The organism is Gracilinema caldarium DSM 7334 (assembly GCF_000219725.1).
Taxonomy (GTDB): Bacteria; Spirochaetota; Spirochaetia; order Treponematales; family Breznakiellaceae; genus Gracilinema; species Gracilinema caldarium.
Window position 1 is genome coordinate 880,807 of sequence record NC_015732.1, and the last position, 19,322, is coordinate 900,128.

Annotated in this window: 16 protein-coding genes and 2 tRNA genes; 16 read left to right on the forward strand and 2 right to left on the reverse strand. The window is 42.9% G+C overall.

What is annotated here, in order from left to right; all coding sequences use genetic code 11:
* Positions 1-15 precede the first annotated feature (15 nt).
* The 7 genes from SPICA_RS04055 (at position 16) to lepA (ending at position 8,308) form a co-directional block, all read left to right on the forward strand.
* On the forward strand, positions 16-855 hold the full coding sequence (locus SPICA_RS04055) for a CheR family methyltransferase (RefSeq protein WP_237255930.1): 840 nt from the start codon (positions 16-18) through the stop codon (positions 853-855).
* The gene (locus SPICA_RS04060; RefSeq protein WP_013968265.1) at positions 852-1,931 is read left to right on the forward strand and encodes a protein-glutamate methylesterase/protein-glutamine glutaminase; all 1,080 of its coding nucleotides are present in this window, start codon (positions 852-854) and stop codon (positions 1,929-1,931) included. The genes SPICA_RS04055 and SPICA_RS04060 overlap by 4 nt, the downstream gene beginning before the upstream one ends.
* A 75-nt stretch (positions 1,932-2,006) precedes the next feature.
* On the forward strand, positions 2,007-2,381 hold the full coding sequence (locus tag SPICA_RS04065) for a response regulator (protein WP_013968266.1): 375 nt from the start codon (positions 2,007-2,009) through the stop codon (positions 2,379-2,381).
* A 1-nt stretch (position 2,382) separates the two neighbouring features.
* Positions 2,383-2,841 carry a chemotaxis protein CheW gene (locus tag SPICA_RS04070; protein ID WP_013968267.1) on the forward strand — a complete coding sequence of 153 codons (459 nt, stop codon included), beginning with the start codon at positions 2,383-2,385 and terminating at the stop codon, positions 2,839-2,841.
* Between the two features lie 8 nt (positions 2,842-2,849).
* The gene (locus SPICA_RS04075; RefSeq protein ID WP_013968268.1) at positions 2,850-4,712 is read left to right on the forward strand and encodes an ATP-binding response regulator; all 1,863 of its coding nucleotides are present in this window, start codon (positions 2,850-2,852) and stop codon (positions 4,710-4,712) included.
* 111 nt (positions 4,713-4,823) lie between these two features.
* The gene (locus tag SPICA_RS04080) at positions 4,824-6,287 is read left to right on the forward strand and encodes an IS5 family transposase (protein WP_013968269.1); all 1,464 of its coding nucleotides are present in this window, start codon (positions 4,824-4,826) and stop codon (positions 6,285-6,287) included.
* A 215-nt stretch (positions 6,288-6,502) separates the two neighbouring features.
* Entirely contained in the window at positions 6,503-8,308 is a 1,806-nt protein-coding gene (lepA, locus tag SPICA_RS04085; protein ID WP_013968271.1) for a translation elongation factor 4, read from the forward strand.
* Here the strand turns inward: lepA and SPICA_RS04090 are convergent.
* Entirely contained in the window at positions 8,295-10,055 is a 1,761-nt protein-coding gene (locus SPICA_RS04090) for a 6-hydroxymethylpterin diphosphokinase MptE-like protein (protein ID WP_013968272.1), read from the reverse strand. The genes lepA and SPICA_RS04090 overlap by 14 nt on opposite strands.
* 8 nt (positions 10,056-10,063) lie before the next feature.
* The gene (locus SPICA_RS04095; protein ID WP_013968273.1) at positions 10,064-11,602 is read right to left on the reverse strand and encodes a peptidylprolyl isomerase; all 1,539 of its coding nucleotides are present in this window, start codon (positions 11,600-11,602) and stop codon (positions 10,064-10,066) included.
* Between the two features lie 233 nt (positions 11,603-11,835).
* Between SPICA_RS04095 and SPICA_RS04100 the strand changes: the two genes are divergently transcribed.
* The 9 genes from SPICA_RS04100 (at position 11,836) to SPICA_RS04145 (ending at position 19,320) form a co-directional block, all read left to right on the forward strand.
* On the forward strand, positions 11,836-12,444 hold the full coding sequence (locus tag SPICA_RS04100) for a YncE family protein (RefSeq protein ID WP_156789623.1): 609 nt from the start codon (positions 11,836-11,838) through the stop codon (positions 12,442-12,444).
* A 37-nt stretch (positions 12,445-12,481) separates the two neighbouring features.
* Positions 12,482-12,555: transfer RNA gene (locus tag SPICA_RS04105), tRNA-Asp, on the forward strand.
* A 68-nt stretch (positions 12,556-12,623) separates the two neighbouring features.
* A tRNA-Pro gene (locus tag SPICA_RS04110) sits at positions 12,624-12,696 on the forward strand.
* Between the two features lie 840 nt (positions 12,697-13,536).
* The gene (locus tag SPICA_RS04120; RefSeq protein ID WP_013968276.1) at positions 13,537-14,523 is read left to right on the forward strand and encodes a potassium channel beta subunit family protein; all 987 of its coding nucleotides are present in this window, start codon (positions 13,537-13,539) and stop codon (positions 14,521-14,523) included.
* Positions 14,524-14,649: 126 nt separating this feature from the next.
* On the forward strand, positions 14,650-15,615 hold the full coding sequence (locus SPICA_RS04125) for an LEA/WHy family protein (RefSeq protein ID WP_013968277.1): 966 nt from the start codon (positions 14,650-14,652) through the stop codon (positions 15,613-15,615).
* Between the two features lie 170 nt (positions 15,616-15,785).
* A complete protein-coding gene (locus SPICA_RS04130; protein WP_013968278.1) occupies positions 15,786-16,337 on the forward strand; it encodes a hypothetical protein in 552 nt (183 codons plus the stop codon).
* Between the two features lie 96 nt (positions 16,338-16,433).
* Positions 16,434-17,408: a LacI family DNA-binding transcriptional regulator gene (locus tag SPICA_RS04135; protein WP_013968279.1), complete on the forward strand. Its 975-nt coding sequence runs from the start codon at positions 16,434-16,436 to the stop codon at positions 17,406-17,408.
* Positions 17,409-17,439: 31 nt separating this feature from the next.
* The gene (rbsD, locus tag SPICA_RS04140) at positions 17,440-17,835 is read left to right on the forward strand and encodes a D-ribose pyranase (protein WP_013968280.1); all 396 of its coding nucleotides are present in this window, start codon (positions 17,440-17,442) and stop codon (positions 17,833-17,835) included.
* 9 nt (positions 17,836-17,844) lie between these two features.
* Positions 17,845-19,320: a sugar ABC transporter ATP-binding protein gene (locus tag SPICA_RS04145; RefSeq protein WP_013968281.1), complete on the forward strand. Its 1,476-nt coding sequence runs from the start codon at positions 17,845-17,847 to the stop codon at positions 19,318-19,320.
* Positions 19,321-19,322 lie beyond the last annotated feature (2 nt).

The following is a 19,322-nucleotide window of genomic DNA, read 5'->3' on the forward strand; positions in this document are numbered from 1 at the left end:
GACCCTCTCTTTTCAATGGATACATTAAAGGAATCAGACTTTCACCGGCTTGCTCATTTTATTGAAAGTCATTTGGGCATTAAAATGCCGCCATCGAAACGGGTAATGCTTGAAAGTCGTTTGCAAAAACGCTTGCGACTTTTAAAGTATCCTACATTTTCTCAGTATATCGACTTTGTTTTTAGCGATGAGGGTGCCCGCTCTGAACTGTATCATATGATAGATGCGGTAACTACAAATAAAACCGATTTTTTCAGAGAAGCGGACCACTTTGATTTTCTTTTAAATACGTGGCTTCCAAAGCAGAGATCCCTCTGGCATGCATCGAAACCTTGTAAAATATGGTCCGCAGGCTGTGCCAGTGGTGAAGAAGTATATACCCTCATGATTGTTATGGAAGAGTATAAACGGCAAAATGCTTTCTTTTTTTATGAAATTCTTGGAACCGATATTTCGGTAAAGGTTTTGCAAGAGGCAATCAATGCAGTTTATGAAGAAGCAAAAATCATCAATCTTCCATTAGAATATAAGAAGCGATATTTTTTAAAAAGTAAAAACATCGATCGTCATGAAGTACGGATAAAACCAGAGTTTAGAAATAAGGTCCACTTTGAACGCTTAAATTTAATGGATGGGCAGTATCCTTTTAAACAACCCTTTGATATTATTTTTTGTCGAAATGTCATAATCTATTTTGACAGAAAAACCCAAGAACAGCTCGTCAAGCACTTGTCGTACCATCTAAAAGATGAGGGTCTTCTGTTCCTTGGGCATTCAGAATCCATGACCGGTATGGATTTGCCTCTTAGCCTGGTAGCTCCAACAATCTATTGTAAAAATAAGGAGTATCCATGATAGGTTCGCATATTAAAGTTTTAATTGTGGACGATTCAGCAGTGGTTCGTCAAACTTTATCCGAAGTTCTGGAATCAGATCGTCTTATTAAGGTTATTGGGACTGCTATGGATCCTATTTTTGCTCTAAAAAAAATACAAGAAGAACGACCCGATGTCATTATTTCGGATGTCGAAATGCCGCGGATGGATGGACTAAGTTTTTTAAAACAAATTATGTCGGAAAAACAACCCATACCGATTGTTATTTGTTCCTCAAAAACTGAAACTGGCAGTGAAAACGCCCTCAAGGCTCTGGAATATGGTGCTGTGGATATCATTCAGAAACCAAAATTGGGGACCAAGGAATTTCTCGAAGAGTCTAAGGTCCGAATCTGTGATGCCGTTAAGGCTGCATATCACGCAAAAGTAAGGCCCCTTCCTCAATATAGTTCACCTCCGGTTCAGCCAAAGCTTACAGCCGATGTAATCCTCCCTAAACCCGAACCTATCGCTGGAAATCTTGAAACTACAGAAAAGATAATTGTGGTCGGAGCCTCTACAGGTGGTACCGAAGCATTACGGGAATTCCTGGAAGTACTCCCTGTAGATGCACCAGGGATTGTTATTGTACAGCATATGCCTGAGCATTTTACTACTGCCTTTGCCAAGCGCCTCGATGGGCTATGTAAAATATCGGTAAAAGAAGCAGAGGATAATGATACAGTGCTTCGGGGCCGTGCACTGATTGCACCGGGAAACAAACACACGCTGCTTAAACGAGCTGGAGCCCGTTATTATGTAGAAGTAAAAGACGGCCCATTAGTATGCCGGCATCGCCCTAGTGTGGATGTACTATTCCGTTCTGCAGCGCGATATGCTGGTAAAAATGCAGTCGCAGTGATTATGACCGGAATGGGTGATGATGGAAGCCGGGGTATGAAGGAACTTCATGAGGTAGGGGCCTATACTATTGCTCAAGATGAAGCAACCTGTGTGGTCTTTGGAATGCCCAATGAAGCAATTAAAGTGGGAGCTGTAGATATCGTATTGCCGTTACCCAAGATTGCCTTGGAAGTTTTGAGAAGGGCTTATTAAATTAAGATGGCTATTTATATTTGATAAAATGATCAAAATGTTTCATACTAAAGGTTGTAGTGAAGGGGGATTTTCATGGCTAAGCGAATTTTGGTGGTAGATGATTCTGCAGCAATTCGGCAGAGTATTACCTATGTATTGCAACAGGGCGGCTATGAAGTAATCGAGGCCAAGGATGGTCAGGATGGCTTGGATACTTTAAACACTATTCAGCCACCAGATTTAATCATTACCGATGTTAATATGCCTAATTTAGATGGAATTGGATTTATCCGCCGTGTTCGTGACCAGATTAAAATGAAATTTATACCAATTGTAGTACTTACCACTGAATCTCAGGGGGACAAAATGAATGAAGGGAAAGAAGCCGGTGCAACCGCTTGGATCGTAAAACCCTTTAATGCGGACAAATTATTAGCAGTAGTGAAAAAGGTCATAGGTACGGCTTAATATGGCAGAACAATATTTAACTTTTGATATACAGAATGAACGCTATGGAATATTAGTAAGCCAAGTTGAAGTTGTATTGGAAATGTTGCCTATAACGAGAGTGCCAAACAGTGCCCCTTCTATATTAGGTGTGATTAATCATAGGGGATCGGTAGTCCCTGTGTTGGATTTACGCCCTATCTTCGGAATAACCGTCCAAGATACTATTATGGGTACTTCAATTATTATTGCGGAAATGAAATATGCCAATGAAGAGGTTCCCCTCGGTATTTTGGCAGATCAGGTGTATGAGGTAATTTCTATACCAGATGAGGATATAGAAGCGCAACCTTCTATCGGAAAAACGATTAAAGAAAGTTTTATTTCTGGTATTGCAAAAGTTCAAGATCAGTTTGTAATTCTCTTTTCCCTAGAACGAATATTAAATGTTATATTAAAAGATCAACTTATTCTAAAATAGGGTATATTATGCCTAAAATAATAATATGTGAGGATGAAAATATTGTCGCATTAGATATTAAACGACATTTGGAACGATTTGGCTATGAAATATTTGGAATATATGATAACGCTGAAGAGGCCATCTCAGTAATTGCCACATCAAAGCCTGATCTAGTATTGATGGATATTCAACTAGCTGGTTCCATGGATGGGCTTGAAGCGTCGACCATCATTTTTCAAAAGTATAATATACCGGTCATCATGCTGACCGCCTACGCTGATGATATTACCCTCTCTAGGGCGAAGGATGGTCTTCCCTTCGGCTATATTATAAAACCCTTTGAAGACAGGGAACTCAAAACAGCCATAGAAATTGCTCTTTTCCGGCATGAGATGGATGGGAAACTACGTAAAAGTGAGGAACGTTATCGAACGCTTTTTGAAAAAGCCCCAACGGCTAATTTCACAGCCGATGAAAAGGGAACCATTACAGACTGCAATACCACCTTTATTTCCTTACTTGCAATAAAAGAAAAAAAACAGGTAATTGGGCAGCCAATTTTTTCATGGTTTGTAAATTCCGATACGGGTAATCGTCTCTGGCAATCCTTTTTACATCATACCCATAGTGTTGCTCAGGATTGGGAATTGAATAAATCTGATGGAACAAGAATCTTTGTGCTGGCTACGCTTTCAACCTTACCAAAGACAGATAATAATGCTGTAGAAATTCAGGGTTACCTTTTGGATAATACAGAACGTCGGGATTTGGAGAATCAACTAAGACAGGTACAAAAAATGGAAGCTATTGGCCGGCTTGCCGGTGGGATTGCCCATGACTTTAATAATATTATCACTGCCATTATGGGGTATGCCAATCTGCTTCGGGAAGATATTCAGGATAATCCGGATTTACAGGAAGAAGTTGATGGAATTCTCTCAGCGACCCAGCGGGCGGTGAATCTCACCCGGCAATTACTATCTTTTTCCCGCAAACAAGCAATTGAGGCTAAAGTTGTAAATGTTCACGAAATATTAAAAGAACTGGAAAAGATGATTCAGCGGTTGGTCAATGAAAATATAAAGGTTTCCATGGTACTGAATGCTGATACACCATTTATCTCGATTGATCCTGGTCAATTTGAACAGACAATCGTAAATTTAGTAGTTAATGCCCGGGATGCAATTATGGGCAATGGATCTATCATTATTCAGACAAAAAGTGTTATCTGTGATAATTCATGCCATCAACATGGGTTAAAACAGGGTAAATGGCTGCAGATCATTGTTAAAGATACGGGCTGCGGCATAGCTCCAGAAGATTTACAGCATATTTTCGAACCCTTTTTTACCACGAAAGATAAAGACAAAGGTACTGGTCTTGGCCTTTCAACGGTCTATGCCATAATCAATCGAAGCGGCGGCCAGATTGCCGTAGAAAGCGCTCCCGGTGAAGGGACCACCTTTTTTATCTATCTGCCTGAAGTGGAAAATATAGTTGTTCAACAACCTGATATTCCTCAAACTATAGAACAAAAAAGACGCTCAGGAACGATCATTGTGGCTGAAGATGATGCTTACATTCGAGGGCTCATTTGCAGGCTCCTCGAAAAAAGCGGGTACCGGGTCCTTGAGTCCGAAAATACTGAAGAAGCCATTCGGTTGGCCAGCGGGGAATCGGATTTCATGTTGCTCACCGATATCGTAATGCCCCATATGAATGGCTATGAACTTGCATCACGGTTGGGCGAAAAAAAAACTGATTTAAGGGTCCTTTTCATGTCAGGGTATCAGGATAGGTCTTTCATTGTACCTGAAAAGGCGTTGCCAGCTAAAAATCTTTTTCTTGAAAAGCCCTTTTCCCATGAAGCTCTACTTGGGGCTTCCTGAAAAACAAACAACTCTTTACAAAAGAAGCAAATACAGAGATAATCTCAATAAGAAGTGCACGGAAGAAAGGGGTAAGGCCTTAAAAAGCGTGCACTTTACTATGGGGTAACGATGTATAAGGAAAAGGAACAGGTACCTGAGTTTGAAGACTTTTATGTACCCTTCGGAGGACATTTACGAGAAGATAATCGATGGGTACGATTAGCCGCAATTATTCCATGGGAAGAGATAGAAGCTGAATATAAAAAATGTTTTTCAAAACGAATTGGAAGAACAGCCAAGACCGTACGGCTCGCCTTGGGATCATTATTGATAAAAGAGAAATTACAATTAACAGATGAAGAAACGGTAGAAACAATACGAGAGAACCATTACCTGCAATATTTTTTAGGATATGAATCTTACAAAGATGAAAAACCCTTTGATCCAAGCATGATGGTTCATTTTCGAAAACGGCTTGGACCTGATGCAATAGCAAAGATAAATGAGTTGATAGCGAAACGGTATCAAGAACAGGTAGAAGCAGAATCTGAAAAAAAACAGAACAAAGAAAACCAAAAGGATGACCATGATCATGGAAATCGAGGGCAACTCATTATAGATGCCACGTGCGTCCCCCAGGATATCCGGCATCCCCATGATGTCACTTTATTGGATGAAGCGCGAAGGAAAACAGAAAAGATAATTGATACGTTATATGAAGCGAGTGAGCTCACCATAAAACCACGAACCTATAGAAAACAGGCCCGTATCAAATATCTCAATTTTATACGAGGGCGACGAAGAACAAAAAAAGAAATACGCAGAGCGATTCGGACCCAACTCCAATACATACGACGTAATTTACGGACTATCAATGAATTACAAAACAAGGTTCCCAGTACAACGTTGAGTGCAAAACAGCGACGTGATCTTATCGTGATACATGAGGTTTACCGGCAACAGGTACAGATGTATAAGGGAAAGACCCATTCGATATCGGGAAAAATCGTCAGTATCAGTCAACCCCATGTACGACCAATAGCCCGAGGTAAAGCAAAAGCGGCCTTTGAATTCGGAGCAAAACTATCAGCATCGATGACCGAACACGGGATGATTTTTATAGATCGATTACAATGGGAACCCTATAACGAACAAGAAGATTTGCCAACACAAATAGAAAAATATAAGAGGCGATGTGGTCGATATCCGGAATCGGTGCATGCCGATAAAATATATCGGACACGAGCAAACCGAGCCTATTGTGAAGCTCGAGGAATACGATTGTCTGGACCACCCTTAGGCAGACCGATTAAAGAAACATTAGAGAATAAAAAGATAGTACGACAGCTACGAAAGATTCAAAGACTTGACGAAGCCATTCGACAAGCGATTGAAGGTGGCTTTGGATATATGAAACGAAAGTTTGGTCTTGGTACAATCTATGAAAAATTACGCGAAACTAGTGAAACAGCAATTATGGTATGTGTATTGCTGACCAACTGTGAAAAGATCCTGAGGGATCTTTTTATGCGCTTTTTATTTTTACTTGGTTTTAAACCTCATAAATCATATTTGAAAGTTTTAGTATACTAAATTAAACCCATTTTAACGTAAAAAAGTTTTGAAATATCATTTTTAGACATTTTCAGTAGGCCCTACTTGAAGCCTTAGACAAATTAGCCGCTCTGTAACTATGAAGTGCCTCATAATCGAACCAGAGGACCTCTAAAATTGCAGTTTTAAAGGCCCCCATAGGTTGCTGTCCTTACCCTTGAGGTTTTATGTAAATTCCGGTATAGTCCGGCCATATGAGTGAAACTGCGCATATTCGGAATTTTTGTATTATTGCCCACATAGATCATGGAAAATCCACCTTGGCGGATCGGCTGATCCAGAAGGCTAAACTGGTGGATGACCGTAATTTTCAAAATCAGATCCTGGATAATATGGATATTGAGCGGGAACGGGGTATAACCATTAAGAGTCAGGCTGTTACCATTCCCTATACGAGCAAGAACGGCCAGAATTACGAGCTCAATTTTGTTGATACCCCCGGGCATGTGGATTTTACCTATGAGGTGTCTCGGGCTATCAGTTCCTGTGAGGGAGCCCTGCTTTTGGTTGATGCAACCCAGGGCGTGCAGGCACAAACCCTGTCGAATATGTATCTTGCCCTGGAGCATAACCTCGAAATCATACCGGTTATCAACAAAATTGATATGGCCGCCGCCGATGTGGAATCCACCAAGCATCAGATTGAGCACGACCTGGGCCTCGATGCGGAACATGCCCTGCTGGTTTCAGCCAAACAGGGGATTGGGATTGATGAACTTTTCGAAGCAATTGTAGAACGTATACCAGCGCCAAAGGGCAGTTCTGATAAACCCCTTCAGGCGCTGATCTTTGACTGCCACTATGATCCCTATCGGGGTGTTATTGTGCATCTGCGGGTGTTCGAAGGCCGCATTAAACCGGGCATGAAAATCCGTTTTATGAACAATAATGCTGAGTACGAGGTAGAAACCGTTGGTGTATTTAAGCTGGCTCTAGTAGAACAGCCGGAACTGCGGGCCGGAAGTGTTGGTTACATGATTGCAGGCATTAAAACGGTAAGTGATGTCCGGGTTGGTGATACGGTAACCGATGCAGAACATCCCTGTGAGAAGCCCCTTCCTGGGTTTAAAGAAGTAAAACCAGTTGTGTTCTCATCAATCTACCCGGTGGATTCCAACGATTATGAGGAACTCAAGGATAGCCTGGAAAAATTAAAGCTTAATGATGCATCTCTGGTCTACGAAAAGGACTCATCGGCGGCCCTTGGGTTCGGTTTCCGCTGTGGTTTCCTGGGTCTGCTGCATCTGGAAGTTGTTCAGGAACGACTGGAACGGGAATTTGATCAATCTATCATATTCACCGCTCCCTCGGTAAAATACAAGATTCATCTTCGCAACGGTGAGGAAATCTATGTGGATAACCCCACCGAATATCCCGATGAAGGTAAAATCGAAAGCGCCGAAGAGCCCTATATTCGAGCTTCCATCATCACCCCGACCACCTATTTGGGGGCAATTATGAGCCTCTGCACCGAAAAACGGGGTGTTCAGACCAACATGACCTACCTGGATGAAAAGCGGGTGGAACTCGTGTATGAAATGCCCCTGGCGGAGGTCCTTTTTGATTTTTATGATAAACTGAAAAGCATCAGCCGGGGTTATGCGAGCTTTGACTATGATATTACGGGGTATAAACCCACGGAACTTGTAAAGCTTGATATCCTTTTAAATGGTAAGGTTGTTGATGCCCTGTCCCAGCTTGTCTACAAGGGAAATGCCTATGAACGGGCCCGGACCATCTGTGAGCGCCTCCGGGACGAGATTCCCCGTCAGCAGTTCAAGATTCCGATACAGGGCGCCATTGGCAGTCAAATCATCGCCCGGGAGACGGTAAATGCCCTCCGTAAGGACGTCCTCGCCAAATGTTATGGCGGTGACATTACCCGGAAGCGGAAACTGCTGGAAAAACAGAAGGAAGGCAAAAAGCGCATGAAGATGGTAGGTGATGTGGAGCTGCCTCAGAATGCCTTCCTCGCAGTCCTGAAGTCTAAAGATGAGTAAGGCTCGTCTCCACCACCTTGATGAAATAATCCAGCTCTGCACGAACCCGTTTTAAAAAGCTGATGTCACTGGTTCCGGGGCGCTGCCTGCCGGCGGCGGCGCATTCCGGGAAATGGGCCCACAGGTAATCGCAGGTGTCCAGGAGCTGGTCAAGTTCGCCCGCCGCCGCCGGAGCTTCGCCGGAGAGAATGGCCCGTAACCGGGTGAGTGAAGTCAGTTCTGAGGTGAGTAAAACCCGGAAGGCTGCAACCTTGTCGTTGTGCTGAGCGGCTGTTGTATCACAGGCTGTCATTGCGGGGCCTTTGTTGTCCTGAGTCGGGCTGATTATGGCATGAAAGGCTGCGGTCCCTGGGCTGTTATCTGCCAGGGCTATAGCTGCTGCGGATTTGTCAGAGTAGGCCGCAACCGCTGGGTTTTCATCAATATGACCTATGAGTTCTTCCAGAGTTCCCTTGCGGATCTGCAGGTCAAGACCCCAGGGGCGTAAATCTATAAGCCGGTTTTGCCCCGAGAATTCTCTGATAAACAGTTCCTGGTATCGCTGCAGTGCCCGGTCAGTGAAAAGCAGTCGGCCACGTTCATCAATATGTGTTGAAAGATCTTGCTTAAATACAGCTGAGAGAGAACTCAGCGGAGCCAGCCGATTTTGACTGCCGTAGATTCTCTGATAACCGGGACTGGCTTTGGCATGGTAGAGGTGTGGTGTAAAGGCAAAATCGAGCCCTGCGATGTATACCGGACCACGGGTAAGAGATAGTGCAATAGAGGTTGCCGTAAGTCCAACGGAACCTAAAGGCGGGATAAGGATAGGCAGCAGCTGAGCTTGTTCAAGTCTGGTTAGAAAGCCAAGTTCAGTCCAGGGGGTATAAAAAAAATATACCTTTTCTTGAGCAGTCTGGATAGTATCGGGATGGGCTGATACGTCCATGGCCAGGGCAAAATCTGCCGTTTTATAACCGATAAAATCCTTGAGGTTCCAAATTTGAGCTTCCAGTGCAACCACCAAATCCACCGGTATACCCCTAGATATACATGATTGCAGTGCCGTATCAACACAGATGATGCGAAAGGTACGCTTTTCATTGTTGAGTATATAAGGGTATGTATGCAGAAGCCGGTCAAGGAATTCATCCAGGCTGGGACCTGCCCCTAAAACAAGTACCGGTGTTGTGCCAAAGCTGAGCTGGTCCAGCGAAGGTCGATGGGCTAGGGCTGAAAGATTTCGCAGGGTGTTTCTCGCATAGAGCCGACCCATCCGGGTAAGGGTCATTGCGTTGAACCAGTCGATGGCTAGGTCTTGCTGCAGTGTGTGAAATAGCTCTCTGTATTTCTGTTCATATAAGGTCCAGCCTGCGTTCAGGGTTACCAGCTCTAGGCGGCGAAAATGACGGGGCCCCCAGGTTTTTCGAACAAAATGACAGAGTTCTGCTTCGGTTTTTATACAGATATAAGGAACTGTAGGGGCAATGGTTTGGTAGAACACTTCTTTTGTTACGGAGAAAAGGGCAGGGTCTACCTCAAGGGCTATTAGAGCTGAATCCTCAGGTAAGGAATTTAAGATGACCGGAATCCCATAGCCAAAGAGGGGCGAGGCCACGAGATAGAGGGTTCGTTGTTTAACAGTATAGGTAGCAGCTGTCTTTTCAGACTGTGCTATGGGATCAATGATTGAAAGGAGGGTTTTTCCTCGATATGAAAGTGAAAGACCCCGCCGCGCAGGACGCGGCTGGGGAACTTCATGGGTCATAGGAGTAGTTAATTATTCGATGCCATAAAGGTGCGGACGAAGGTGTCGAAGAACTGATCCTTCAGTTTTTTGCTGTTTAGGAAGTAGTTCCGCAGGGTCCGCTCGGAATACTGGCTGGCAATGTAGTTGTAATAGTAATCAATAATGGTGGAGGTAGAATCCTCAGCCTTAGTTTCTGAGACTGGATTCAGGACAATAATATTGTCCCCCACTACGATGGGTTTTGAAGGACTTTGCAGGGGCGTAGAAAAGGCGGTCTTCCAGAAAGTTTCATTAGTGGAAGCTCCTGAAAGTTCTGGGATATTCTGGGTATTCAAGCCTTTTAAGATTTCTACATCCCCATAGTTAAGTGCTATTGGCCCAAAGGATTTCTTGGTTAACGAAAGGGCTGAAACAGCATTGGTAAAGCTCATGGTACGGGCTTTTTCGGCAAATTCGTTGGCTTTAGCAATGAGGTAGTCTTCGACTTTTCCCTTTTCAAAGGACATCATATAAGATCGAGCTTTAGTAAGCAGAGCCGAATCCGGAATACTTATTATACGAGGTTCTTCTTCTGCACGATAGAACACCCAGCCCGCTGAGCCCTTGATGAGTTCACTTAACGTGCCTTTGCTGAGACTCAGAACCTTTTCTCTGGCGGCTATGTCAGTAATTTCAGTAGCAAGTTCAAAGGCATATTTCAAGCCTGTATCGCCGCCCTTATCGGCATATTCATCTTTCGAGTGGGTTTTTGCAGCGTCTTCAAAACTGACTGAGCCGTTTTTTACCGACTCATATACCTTTTTAGCATCCCCCTCACTGGAACTAATGGTAATCTTGGAAAGATGTACCTGCTTAAACAGGTTAGGATTAGAGATTACAAAGGCACTTACTTCACTGTCAGGATAGGAAGCGAGGGGAAACACAACCATGTCAAAACTCCGTTCAGGGGATGCCATGGACTTTATAAAGTCCTTTTCTTGAGTTGAGATACGGAGATTCAGGGTGTCTTCCATGTACCGTTCTAATGCAATCTGACCTTCCAAGTCTCGCCGCAGGTTCATCCGGTCTGCTTCAGACATAGCCTTATAGCGGGCGGCAGAAAATTTGCCATTTTCCTGGAATACCGGCAAGGTAGCCATCCTTTTATCCACAAGCCCCTGGGGAGTGGTGTATCCTGCTTTTTTCATTTCCTGAAGGGCTGCAGTCTGAACAACCGTACTTTCAAAGGCTGCCCGCCAAACCTGGAATGCTACATACTGGTTATTCTGGTCCTTCCCAGAAGACCGAAGTTGTTCGCTATAATAATCCCTTTGCTGGGCAAAGTAGTTTCCAGGATAAAATTCTATAGGAATGCCGTCATAGGACCCGAAGGAAAGGCGTCCTCCCGCTGCGAGACTGTTAGCTTTTGGTGCCATGGCCGGAACCAGCACAAAGGCAATTACGGTGAAAAGGGTGATAAGAATGGACCCCGTATAAAGGGCTGGATGGGCTTTAAACCGACGGACAAATTCCTGCCATCCTGAAAGCTCATTCTGAACAACAGGCTTTTTCTCTTTTGATGCCATAGGGTTATGTACCTCTCTGCATTGAAGCTCGACGTGTACGGTATTATAAAAAACGCACCGTAGGCACTAAAACATAGCATGCCGATAAAGGGTCGTCAATGACTTGGCCTTATTCCTGAAATAGCACGGATGCATACTAGCATGCTATACTTGGAGTGGGAGTGACAGATGTACCGCTTTTCTTTTTGTCTATTATACAAATACCCCCTGTTTTTAATTATTACCTTATGTGTATGTTTAATTCCTGTTTATACCGCCTTGAAGTACAGGTAGATCCGCCGCAGGTGGTAATTTATGTGGTAATTTATATCGATGGAAAAATATGTCATATAGATGAGCCTATCCTGCTTCCCTGGCCTAGGGATGTTCATACCCTAAAGGCTGAAGCCCCCTATTATACATCTCCAATCACGATAGAACTTCCTGCGGGTATCCATCGTATACGACTACATCGAGAAGGATTTGTTGATGAAGTGTGTCGAATTCAGGTTTCTTCCGCAGTACCTCTGGTTTTTCATTATTGTATCCTGCCGTGGCCCGAACAATCCAACATCATATCTGCTCCGAAGTCCCGAAGTGGGATTATTTCAGTGATCGATGTAAACAATCACAACATACTCTTGCAATTTTCTGCTGGAAACCAGCCCACTGGTCTTGTTATCAGCCCTTCAGGTACCTATCTGGCTCTCTCCAATTTTCTGGATAATACGGTTGAACTTTTAAGATTAAGGATTTTTTGGGAAAAAGTGCTGTTATTCATACTGAATCAGATTTTATCTATCCTCCTAATGTGGTGCATGAAATGGATTAATTTAAATAAATTTCTTAGCAAAACTGCTTGACATAAAAATAGTATTTCGATATATTCACAGCCGTTACGGGGGCGTAGCGAAGCTGGTTATCGCGCTGGCCTGTCAAGCCGGAGATCGCGGGTTCAAGCCCCGTCGCTCCCGTAAAGCCCGTCCAATATTGGACGGGCTTTTTTCCATATAGACCTTAATACAAAATCAATGACAAAAGACGGGCTGTAGCGCAGGGGCTAGCGCGCTTGGTTCGGGACCAAGATGTCGGCGGTTCAAATCCGCCCAGCCCGAGAACAGAGAGGAACTGCTAAAGTTGGCAGTTCTTTTTTTTGCAGCCAATATCATGAGCAAATAGAGATACAAGCGAGGGGCGGGCGGATTTGAACCGGAGCCTGCGCCGAGCGCATGCAAGGAAAAGGGGCCAGGATGGCCCCGTCAGCAGGCGGAGGCGTTATTTCAGATGACTCTAAAATCTCAACATAATATGTATTGACAATTATAACACATTAAATATTATAAAAATATGAATCGATTAACTATAAAAAAATATATATTATGGGTCTTTCTGATCATACCGCTGTTTGTTGTTGCTCATCCAATAACTCGTACAAAATTGATAAATGATCAAATCTATAATGCTATTCTTGAAAACAGGCTCGATGACCTATTACTTCTTCTTAAAGAGTCAAAGGATTTATTTAAACGAAGAAACAACCGATGGAAAATCAATATTCGACGCCGTTTTTGTGTTTAATAATTGTGAGGCCGCAGAAATATTATTCCAAAACCATATAGATATATTTAAAAAAGATAAACATGGAGAAAGTATATGTGATAAGGTAAAGCAATCAAAGAATCGTACATTGCAGAATTTATTAAAGAAATATTACCCTTTGTAATAGTTTTAAGTAAACTTTATCTACATAATGAGCTAGTAAACTTCTTGCTGAAGGTTTTTTTTAAACATTTAGTCTCTTAGAACTCTACCATAGTTTATTTGTTTTAAAAAGCTAACCGCATCTTTTATATACGCCCTTTATTTTAAATAAAATTCATTTACTTTTGTGAGAAAGTATTGGTATCTTATAATTGGTTGAGATATATCAATCAATAAAGATTTAGGAGTGTTGTATGGAATATCGGAGACTAGGTTCAGCGGGAGTAAAGGTTTCTGCCCTGTCACTCGGGTCCTGGGTTACCTATGGGTCTCAGGTTGATATAGATGCCGCGGCGGCGATGCTTAAAGCTGCATATGATCAGGGGGTTAATTTCTTTGATAATGCTGAATCCTATGCGGGTGGCAAATCTGAAGAAATCATGGGAGCGGCCCTGAAAAAGCTGGGCCTTCGCAGGTCGAGTTATCTGGTCAGTACCAAATTTTACTGGGGACTTCATGAAGGTCCAAACGAGAAAAATACCCTGAACCGGAAATATCTCATGCAGGCTATCGATGGTTCTCTGAAACGTTTTGGACTTGAATATGTGGATCTTGTCTTCTGTCATCGCCCTGATCCCAATACCCCTATGGAAGAGGTCGTTTGGGCGATGAATGATATGGTTGCTTCAGGCAAGGCTCTGTATTGGGGTACCTCTGAATGGAGCGCAGAGGAAATCCGTCAGGCCTGGGAAATAGCAGACCGGCGTAATCTTCGTAAGCCCCAAATGGAACAGCCCCAGTACAACCTGCTTTTTAGAGACCGGGTTGAAAAGGAATATCAGCGGCTTTATGGTGATATTGGCCTTGGACTTACTACATGGAGCCCACTAGCTTCGGGAATTTTATCCGGTAAATATGCCAAGGGAATTCCCGCCGGTTCCAGGCTATCATTGCCAGGCTATGAGTGGCTCAAGGACCGGTTCCCCCAGGACGTGCTGACTTCGACCGCTGCCCTGGATCCCATTGCCCGGGATCTGGGTGCCACAGCATCCCAGCTTGCAATTGCCTGGTGTGTGAAAAATCCCCATGTCAGTACGGTCATTACCGGGGCAAGCCGTCTGGAACAGCTTGATGAAAATCTGAAAGCCCTGGACTTGGTACCAAAACTTACCCAGCCGGTACTCGATGCGATTGACCAGGCCCTTGCTCCGGCTCTTGCCATCATGAGAAATCACGTATAAAAGGACTGTTATACTAGAGCCTTCATCATCTTGAATAAAAAGGGTTTCCTGTTAAGCAGGAAACCCTAGCACGTGTTATACTAGTAAGTGTTATACTGTTAAAAAAGAAGTGATGGAGGCAAAGGTATGAAACGCAGTTTTTTCTTCATATTGATGAGTGTAATAGCTATGGCGCTGTTTTCCCAGTCCATAGCAAAACCAACGGCTGAGCTCACCCAGTTCCAGATAAAGGCAATTTCTCTCCGTGATGTGACCTTCCAGTTTGAATTGACGGTAAGTAATCCCTATCCATTAGGATTAAGTTTCTCAGGCATGACCCTTGACTTTTCAGTAGAAGGTTCTAAGGTCTTCAGTGCCGCTAATCAGGGAGGTTTTAGTGTACCTGCTAAAGGTAAAAAGTCAAATCAGTTTACAGTCCAATTAGCATACGAAGATATTTATAAGCTCGTTAAAAATTATTCAGAAAAAGAATGGCTTAACACAGTAATCAATGGCAAATTGACCATTCCGCTGCCCAAGGTGCCGGGTGTACCGGCAGATATCAGTTTTAACTATAAGCTGGAGAAAAAGATTCCTGCCATAAAGCCAGAAGTAGCTATTACCGGTTTTACTGTAACGCCTCCTACTGCGGCAGAAGTATCTGCGGCTTTAGTTAAGGCAGGTAAAAAGGCAGATCCTGACAAAGCCAGGGGGGCTATCGCGGATGTTTTAGCAGGTAAAAAGCCCGCGGCCCCGGTCATCGACCCGGCCGAATTGGACCTGCCCCTGAAGGTGAGTTTTACTATCCAAATCCGCAATGATGCCCGGGGGCCCATCAATTTTAATGCGCTCAATTATGAATTGTTTATTAACGGAGAGAGTCTTGTAGTCGGAGAAAGCAGTTCCATTTCCCAAAAGGGCCAGGAAGTGCTCATTACCGTGGCGAATACCTTTAGTACCAAGAGGCTTACTGCGTCGGTGAAGCGTCTGTTTACAGATAAAAAGGGCAGTTTCCGGGTGAAGGGAAGTACCAGCATCAAACTGCCCGATGAGATCAGTTCGAAACCGATTCCCCTGGGCTTTGATGAAAAGGGGGCCTTTACCCTGAAATAAGGGAGTCTTTAAAAACTGAAAGTTTGTGAGGTTCTCATAAACATTTATTTAGTTCTATCTGGTGCCCGCAGTCTATGGCCAGTTATTCACCGGGGGCTCTCCCTGCAGAGCCTTGTAATTTTTTAATTTTCCTCTTGTACTGTCCAGAAATTCTTTAGTAGCATACAGGCATGGATGGCTGGTCACCAATAGAATTTACCTATGATTTACAACTGTTTCGCCTGTCTATTCGTGCCTATTTTTCGATGGTTCATGTTAAGCTCTACCGTGAAGGGGTCTTGGTATATCGTGAAGGATTCCCCATAGACCTGTGGCAACACAACCACTATAGCCATGAATTTTGGGTACGAATTGACCAGAAGTCATATTGTATTAATATAAGATTTGGTAAAACAGATTATTCATCATTGAGCTATAGTGTGGTTGTAAATAATACCCTAGTAGCGGGCGAAGAGCCAAAGAAGCTTGAGCTCATTACTGATATGGCAGACCTGCAAAAGAAGGAGAAAAACCCCTTTATTATTTCATTTATACTTTTCAGTCCCCTATTTGCTATTCTGATTTCAGATTATATCAATCATTCAATGAAAAAACCTCTGGATTATCTTATTATATGGATTCTTACGTTGACGATTAGTCAGACTATAGAAATGTTTTTTCAGAAAGCAGCTCAGCTTTTTAAACGGCTTATAGCAATAATCAATCGATTCGGTGTGGAATAAATAAAATACAGAAATTTTTGTTGTTTATTGAAAATTTTAATTGACAAAAAGAAAAAGCCATCCCATAATGTGTAAAGGATATGGAAGCGGTTACATATGTCTACCATGTATGATGTGGCACAACAGGCCGGTGTCTCAGTTGCTACGGTTTCTCGATATTTTAATGGAGGCTATGTGAGCCCTGCGGCTCGAGAAGCGATTGATGCTGCGGTGAATGTTTTAGCCTATAAACCAAACCGGATAGCCCGGACCCTTTCAAATAAATCATCCCAAATCATTGGACTTGTAGTTCCGAGTGTTACAAACCCATTTTTTCCTGAACTTGCACGGGCTGTAGAAGGCGAAGCGAGTAGAAAGGGGTACCAGGTAGTGCTTTGTAACGCAGAGGGTTCTATAGAAAAGGAGAAAGCCTTTATCGATTCCCTGACTTCGAGTTTTGCAAGCGGGATTATTTCTTCCACCGGAAATTGTGGGGATTATTATGAAAAAAATGGTATCCCGGTAGTATCGGTTGATCGTGAACTGGGCACTGGCGCACCTCATGTTACCTCAGATAATTATTTTGGTGGAAAAATCGTTTGCGAACATTTACTAGAGCGGGGTTGTCAAAAGTTGGCATTTATTGGGGCATCTGTTGAGTCGACCAGTCAGCGATATCGTCGTGAAGGTTTTTTTGATAAAGCGACACAGATGGGGCTTCCCATGCCAGCGCTCTTTACTGCCGATGAGACCGATGAATATCAAATCTTGAATAAAGAGGGAGAGCAGCTTTCGGTTTATGACGGTATCTTTGCATGGAACGATTTTGCTGCAATTCAGGCAATTCGGTCTTTGCATCAGGTGGGGGTAAATGTTCCTCAACAAGCTCTTGTGGTTGGATTTGATGATATACATATTGCAAAATTGTATACCCCATCACTTAGTACTGTTGCTCAACCAATTTATGAAATGGGTCGAGCAGCGACAGAGTTACTATTACGGCAAATTGCTGGTGAGAAGTTACAAGGTGTTACCTATTTGTTAAGCGTTTCTCTTATAGAACGAGAAACAACGAGGCACAAAGTAGTATAAGCGCAATATAAGTCGAGTGAGGAGGAAGTTGATGAAAAAGCTAGGGATTTTGAATTCTGCAATTGCTACTGTTCTAGCCCATATGGGACATACTGATATGATCACTATTGCTGATTGTGGATTACCAATTCCGGATACAACCCAACGAATCGATCTAGCGGTGAAGAAGGGACTTCCTTCATTTTTAGATGTGCTTGATGCGGTTCGTGAAGATATGGTTGTTGAAAAGATAACTCTGGCAGAGGAGATAAAAATTTATAATGCAGAAATGTACAATAAAATAAAAAATCGTTTTCCCAATGTCGTAATTCAATTTATAAGCCATGAGGAGTTCAAAGTCTTAACAGTACAATCTAAAGCGGTCATTCGGACCGGAGAGGCTAGCCCCTATGCTAACATCGTTCTTCATTCTGGTGTCAATTTTTGAGGGTAACCTATGAAATTAGAAATGTTAGGGATCTGTAAAAGCTTTGGTCCTATTCAGGTATTAAAAAATATGAAACTTGAGATTTTACCCGGTGAGATTCATGCATTGGTTGGAGAAAATGGAGCCGGTAAATCAACCTTAATGAAAATTGTCGGTGGGGTTATTCAAAAAGATGCAGGGGAAATTCGGATTAATGACAAGCTTGTAGAGATTAATAAGGTTCGGGATGCTGAACGGTTAGGAATTGCTATTATACATCAAGAGTTGAGTGTAATTCCCGATATGACCATTACTGAAAATGTTTTTCTTGGTAATGAACTACGTACTCTTTGGGGGTTGGTGGACGAAAAAACAATGAATCGGGAGGTGACAAAGGTTCTTGGTAAATTAGGGCTGGATGTTAACCCAAAAGAACGCTGTAAAAATTTGGGAGTTGGCCAATTACAGTTAGTTGAAATCGCGAAAGCCCTTATCCATAGAGCTCAACTTATTGTTATGGATGAACCAACCAGCGCCTTAACTGACTACGAAATTGAAAGACTATTTACCATTATACGGTCCTTAAAACAGGATGGGGTGTCCTTCGTGTATATATCCCATCGTTTGGAAGAGCTCTTCACCATTTGTGATCGTCTTACTGTTTTACGGGACGGTGAATATATTGGAACATCAACTATTAAGGAGCTTTCATTTAATCAAGTTATATCTATGATGGTTGGACGAGAAATTGGAGATCGATTTCCTAAAAAGACCAATAGACCCGGTGCAACTATACTAGAAGTTCACAATTTAAGTAGTACCAGTAAATTTCATAACATTTCTTTTAACCTGAGAAGGGGCGAAATTCTTGGAATAGCAGGTCTCATGGGAGCTGGTAGAACAGAGCTTGTTCGTGCGCTATTTGGTGCAGAACCAGCAGATTCAGGAGAAATTTGGCTAAACGGAAAACGTGTTACCATCAAATCCCCAAAAGACGCAATGGCCCTTGGTTTGGGGTTTGTGACCGAAGATCGAAAAACTGAAGGGCTGTTTATAGACTTTTCATTGCATTTTAACATTATCGCAACAAATTTTAAAAAATTGTCAACTTATGGGCTATTACATCAACAAAGGATTGTCCCCTACGTGGAGTCGCTTATCCAATCATTACGGGTTAAAACATCATCTATCTATGAAACTGCTAAAAATCTATCCGGAGGCAATCAACAAAAAGTGGTGGTTGCCAAGTGGCTTGGAAGAAAACCTACCATACTTATTTTAGATGAACCAACCAGGGGTGTTGATGTGGGAGCAAAACGAGAAATTTATGAAATCATGAATGATTTGGCACATCAGGGTGTTTCTATCATTATGGTTTCCAGTGAGTTACCAGAAATAGTTGGTATGAGTGATCGTGTGTTGGTGCTCAGGCTTGGACATCAGGCCGGGATGCTTGAATCTGATATTACCCAGGAACGTATTATGAGCCTGGCTACGGGAGTATAACT

What these genes read in the sequence shown, in the direction of transcription:
- lepA (WP_013968271.1), top strand. Translation starts at nt 6,503, where the DNA reads ATGAGTGAAACTGCGCATATTCGGAATTTTTGTATTATTGCCCACATA.
- SPICA_RS04095 (WP_013968273.1), bottom strand. Translation starts at nt 11,602, where the DNA reads ATGGCATCAAAAGAGAAAAAGCCTGTTGTTCAGAATGAGCTTTCAGGA.
- SPICA_RS04100 (WP_156789623.1), top strand. Translation starts at nt 11,836, where the DNA reads ATGTTTAATTCCTGTTTATACCGCCTTGAAGTACAGGTAGATCCGCCG.
- SPICA_RS04055 (WP_237255930.1), top strand. Translation starts at nt 16, where the DNA reads ATGGATACATTAAAGGAATCAGACTTTCACCGGCTTGCTCATTTTATT.
- SPICA_RS04130 (WP_013968278.1), top strand. Translation starts at nt 15,786, where the DNA reads ATGGATGGCTGGTCACCAATAGAATTTACCTATGATTTACAACTGTTT.
- SPICA_RS04065 (WP_013968266.1), top strand. Translation starts at nt 2,007, where the DNA reads ATGGCTAAGCGAATTTTGGTGGTAGATGATTCTGCAGCAATTCGGCAG.
- SPICA_RS04120 (WP_013968276.1), top strand. Translation starts at nt 13,537, where the DNA reads ATGGAATATCGGAGACTAGGTTCAGCGGGAGTAAAGGTTTCTGCCCTG.
- SPICA_RS04135 (WP_013968279.1), top strand. Translation starts at nt 16,434, where the DNA reads ATGTCTACCATGTATGATGTGGCACAACAGGCCGGTGTCTCAGTTGCT.
- SPICA_RS04145 (WP_013968281.1), top strand. Translation starts at nt 17,845, where the DNA reads ATGAAATTAGAAATGTTAGGGATCTGTAAAAGCTTTGGTCCTATTCAG.
- SPICA_RS04070 (WP_013968267.1), top strand. Translation starts at nt 2,383, where the DNA reads ATGGCAGAACAATATTTAACTTTTGATATACAGAATGAACGCTATGGA.
- SPICA_RS04075 (WP_013968268.1), top strand. Translation starts at nt 2,850, where the DNA reads ATGCCTAAAATAATAATATGTGAGGATGAAAATATTGTCGCATTAGAT.
- rbsD (WP_013968280.1), top strand. Translation starts at nt 17,440, where the DNA reads ATGAAAAAGCTAGGGATTTTGAATTCTGCAATTGCTACTGTTCTAGCC.
- SPICA_RS04125 (WP_013968277.1), top strand. Translation starts at nt 14,650, where the DNA reads ATGAAACGCAGTTTTTTCTTCATATTGATGAGTGTAATAGCTATGGCG.
- SPICA_RS04090 (WP_013968272.1), bottom strand. Translation starts at nt 10,055, where the DNA reads ATGACCCATGAAGTTCCCCAGCCGCGTCCTGCGCGGCGGGGTCTTTCA.
- SPICA_RS04080 (WP_013968269.1), top strand. Translation starts at nt 4,824, where the DNA reads ATGTATAAGGAAAAGGAACAGGTACCTGAGTTTGAAGACTTTTATGTA.
- SPICA_RS04060 (WP_013968265.1), top strand. Translation starts at nt 852, where the DNA reads ATGATAGGTTCGCATATTAAAGTTTTAATTGTGGACGATTCAGCAGTG.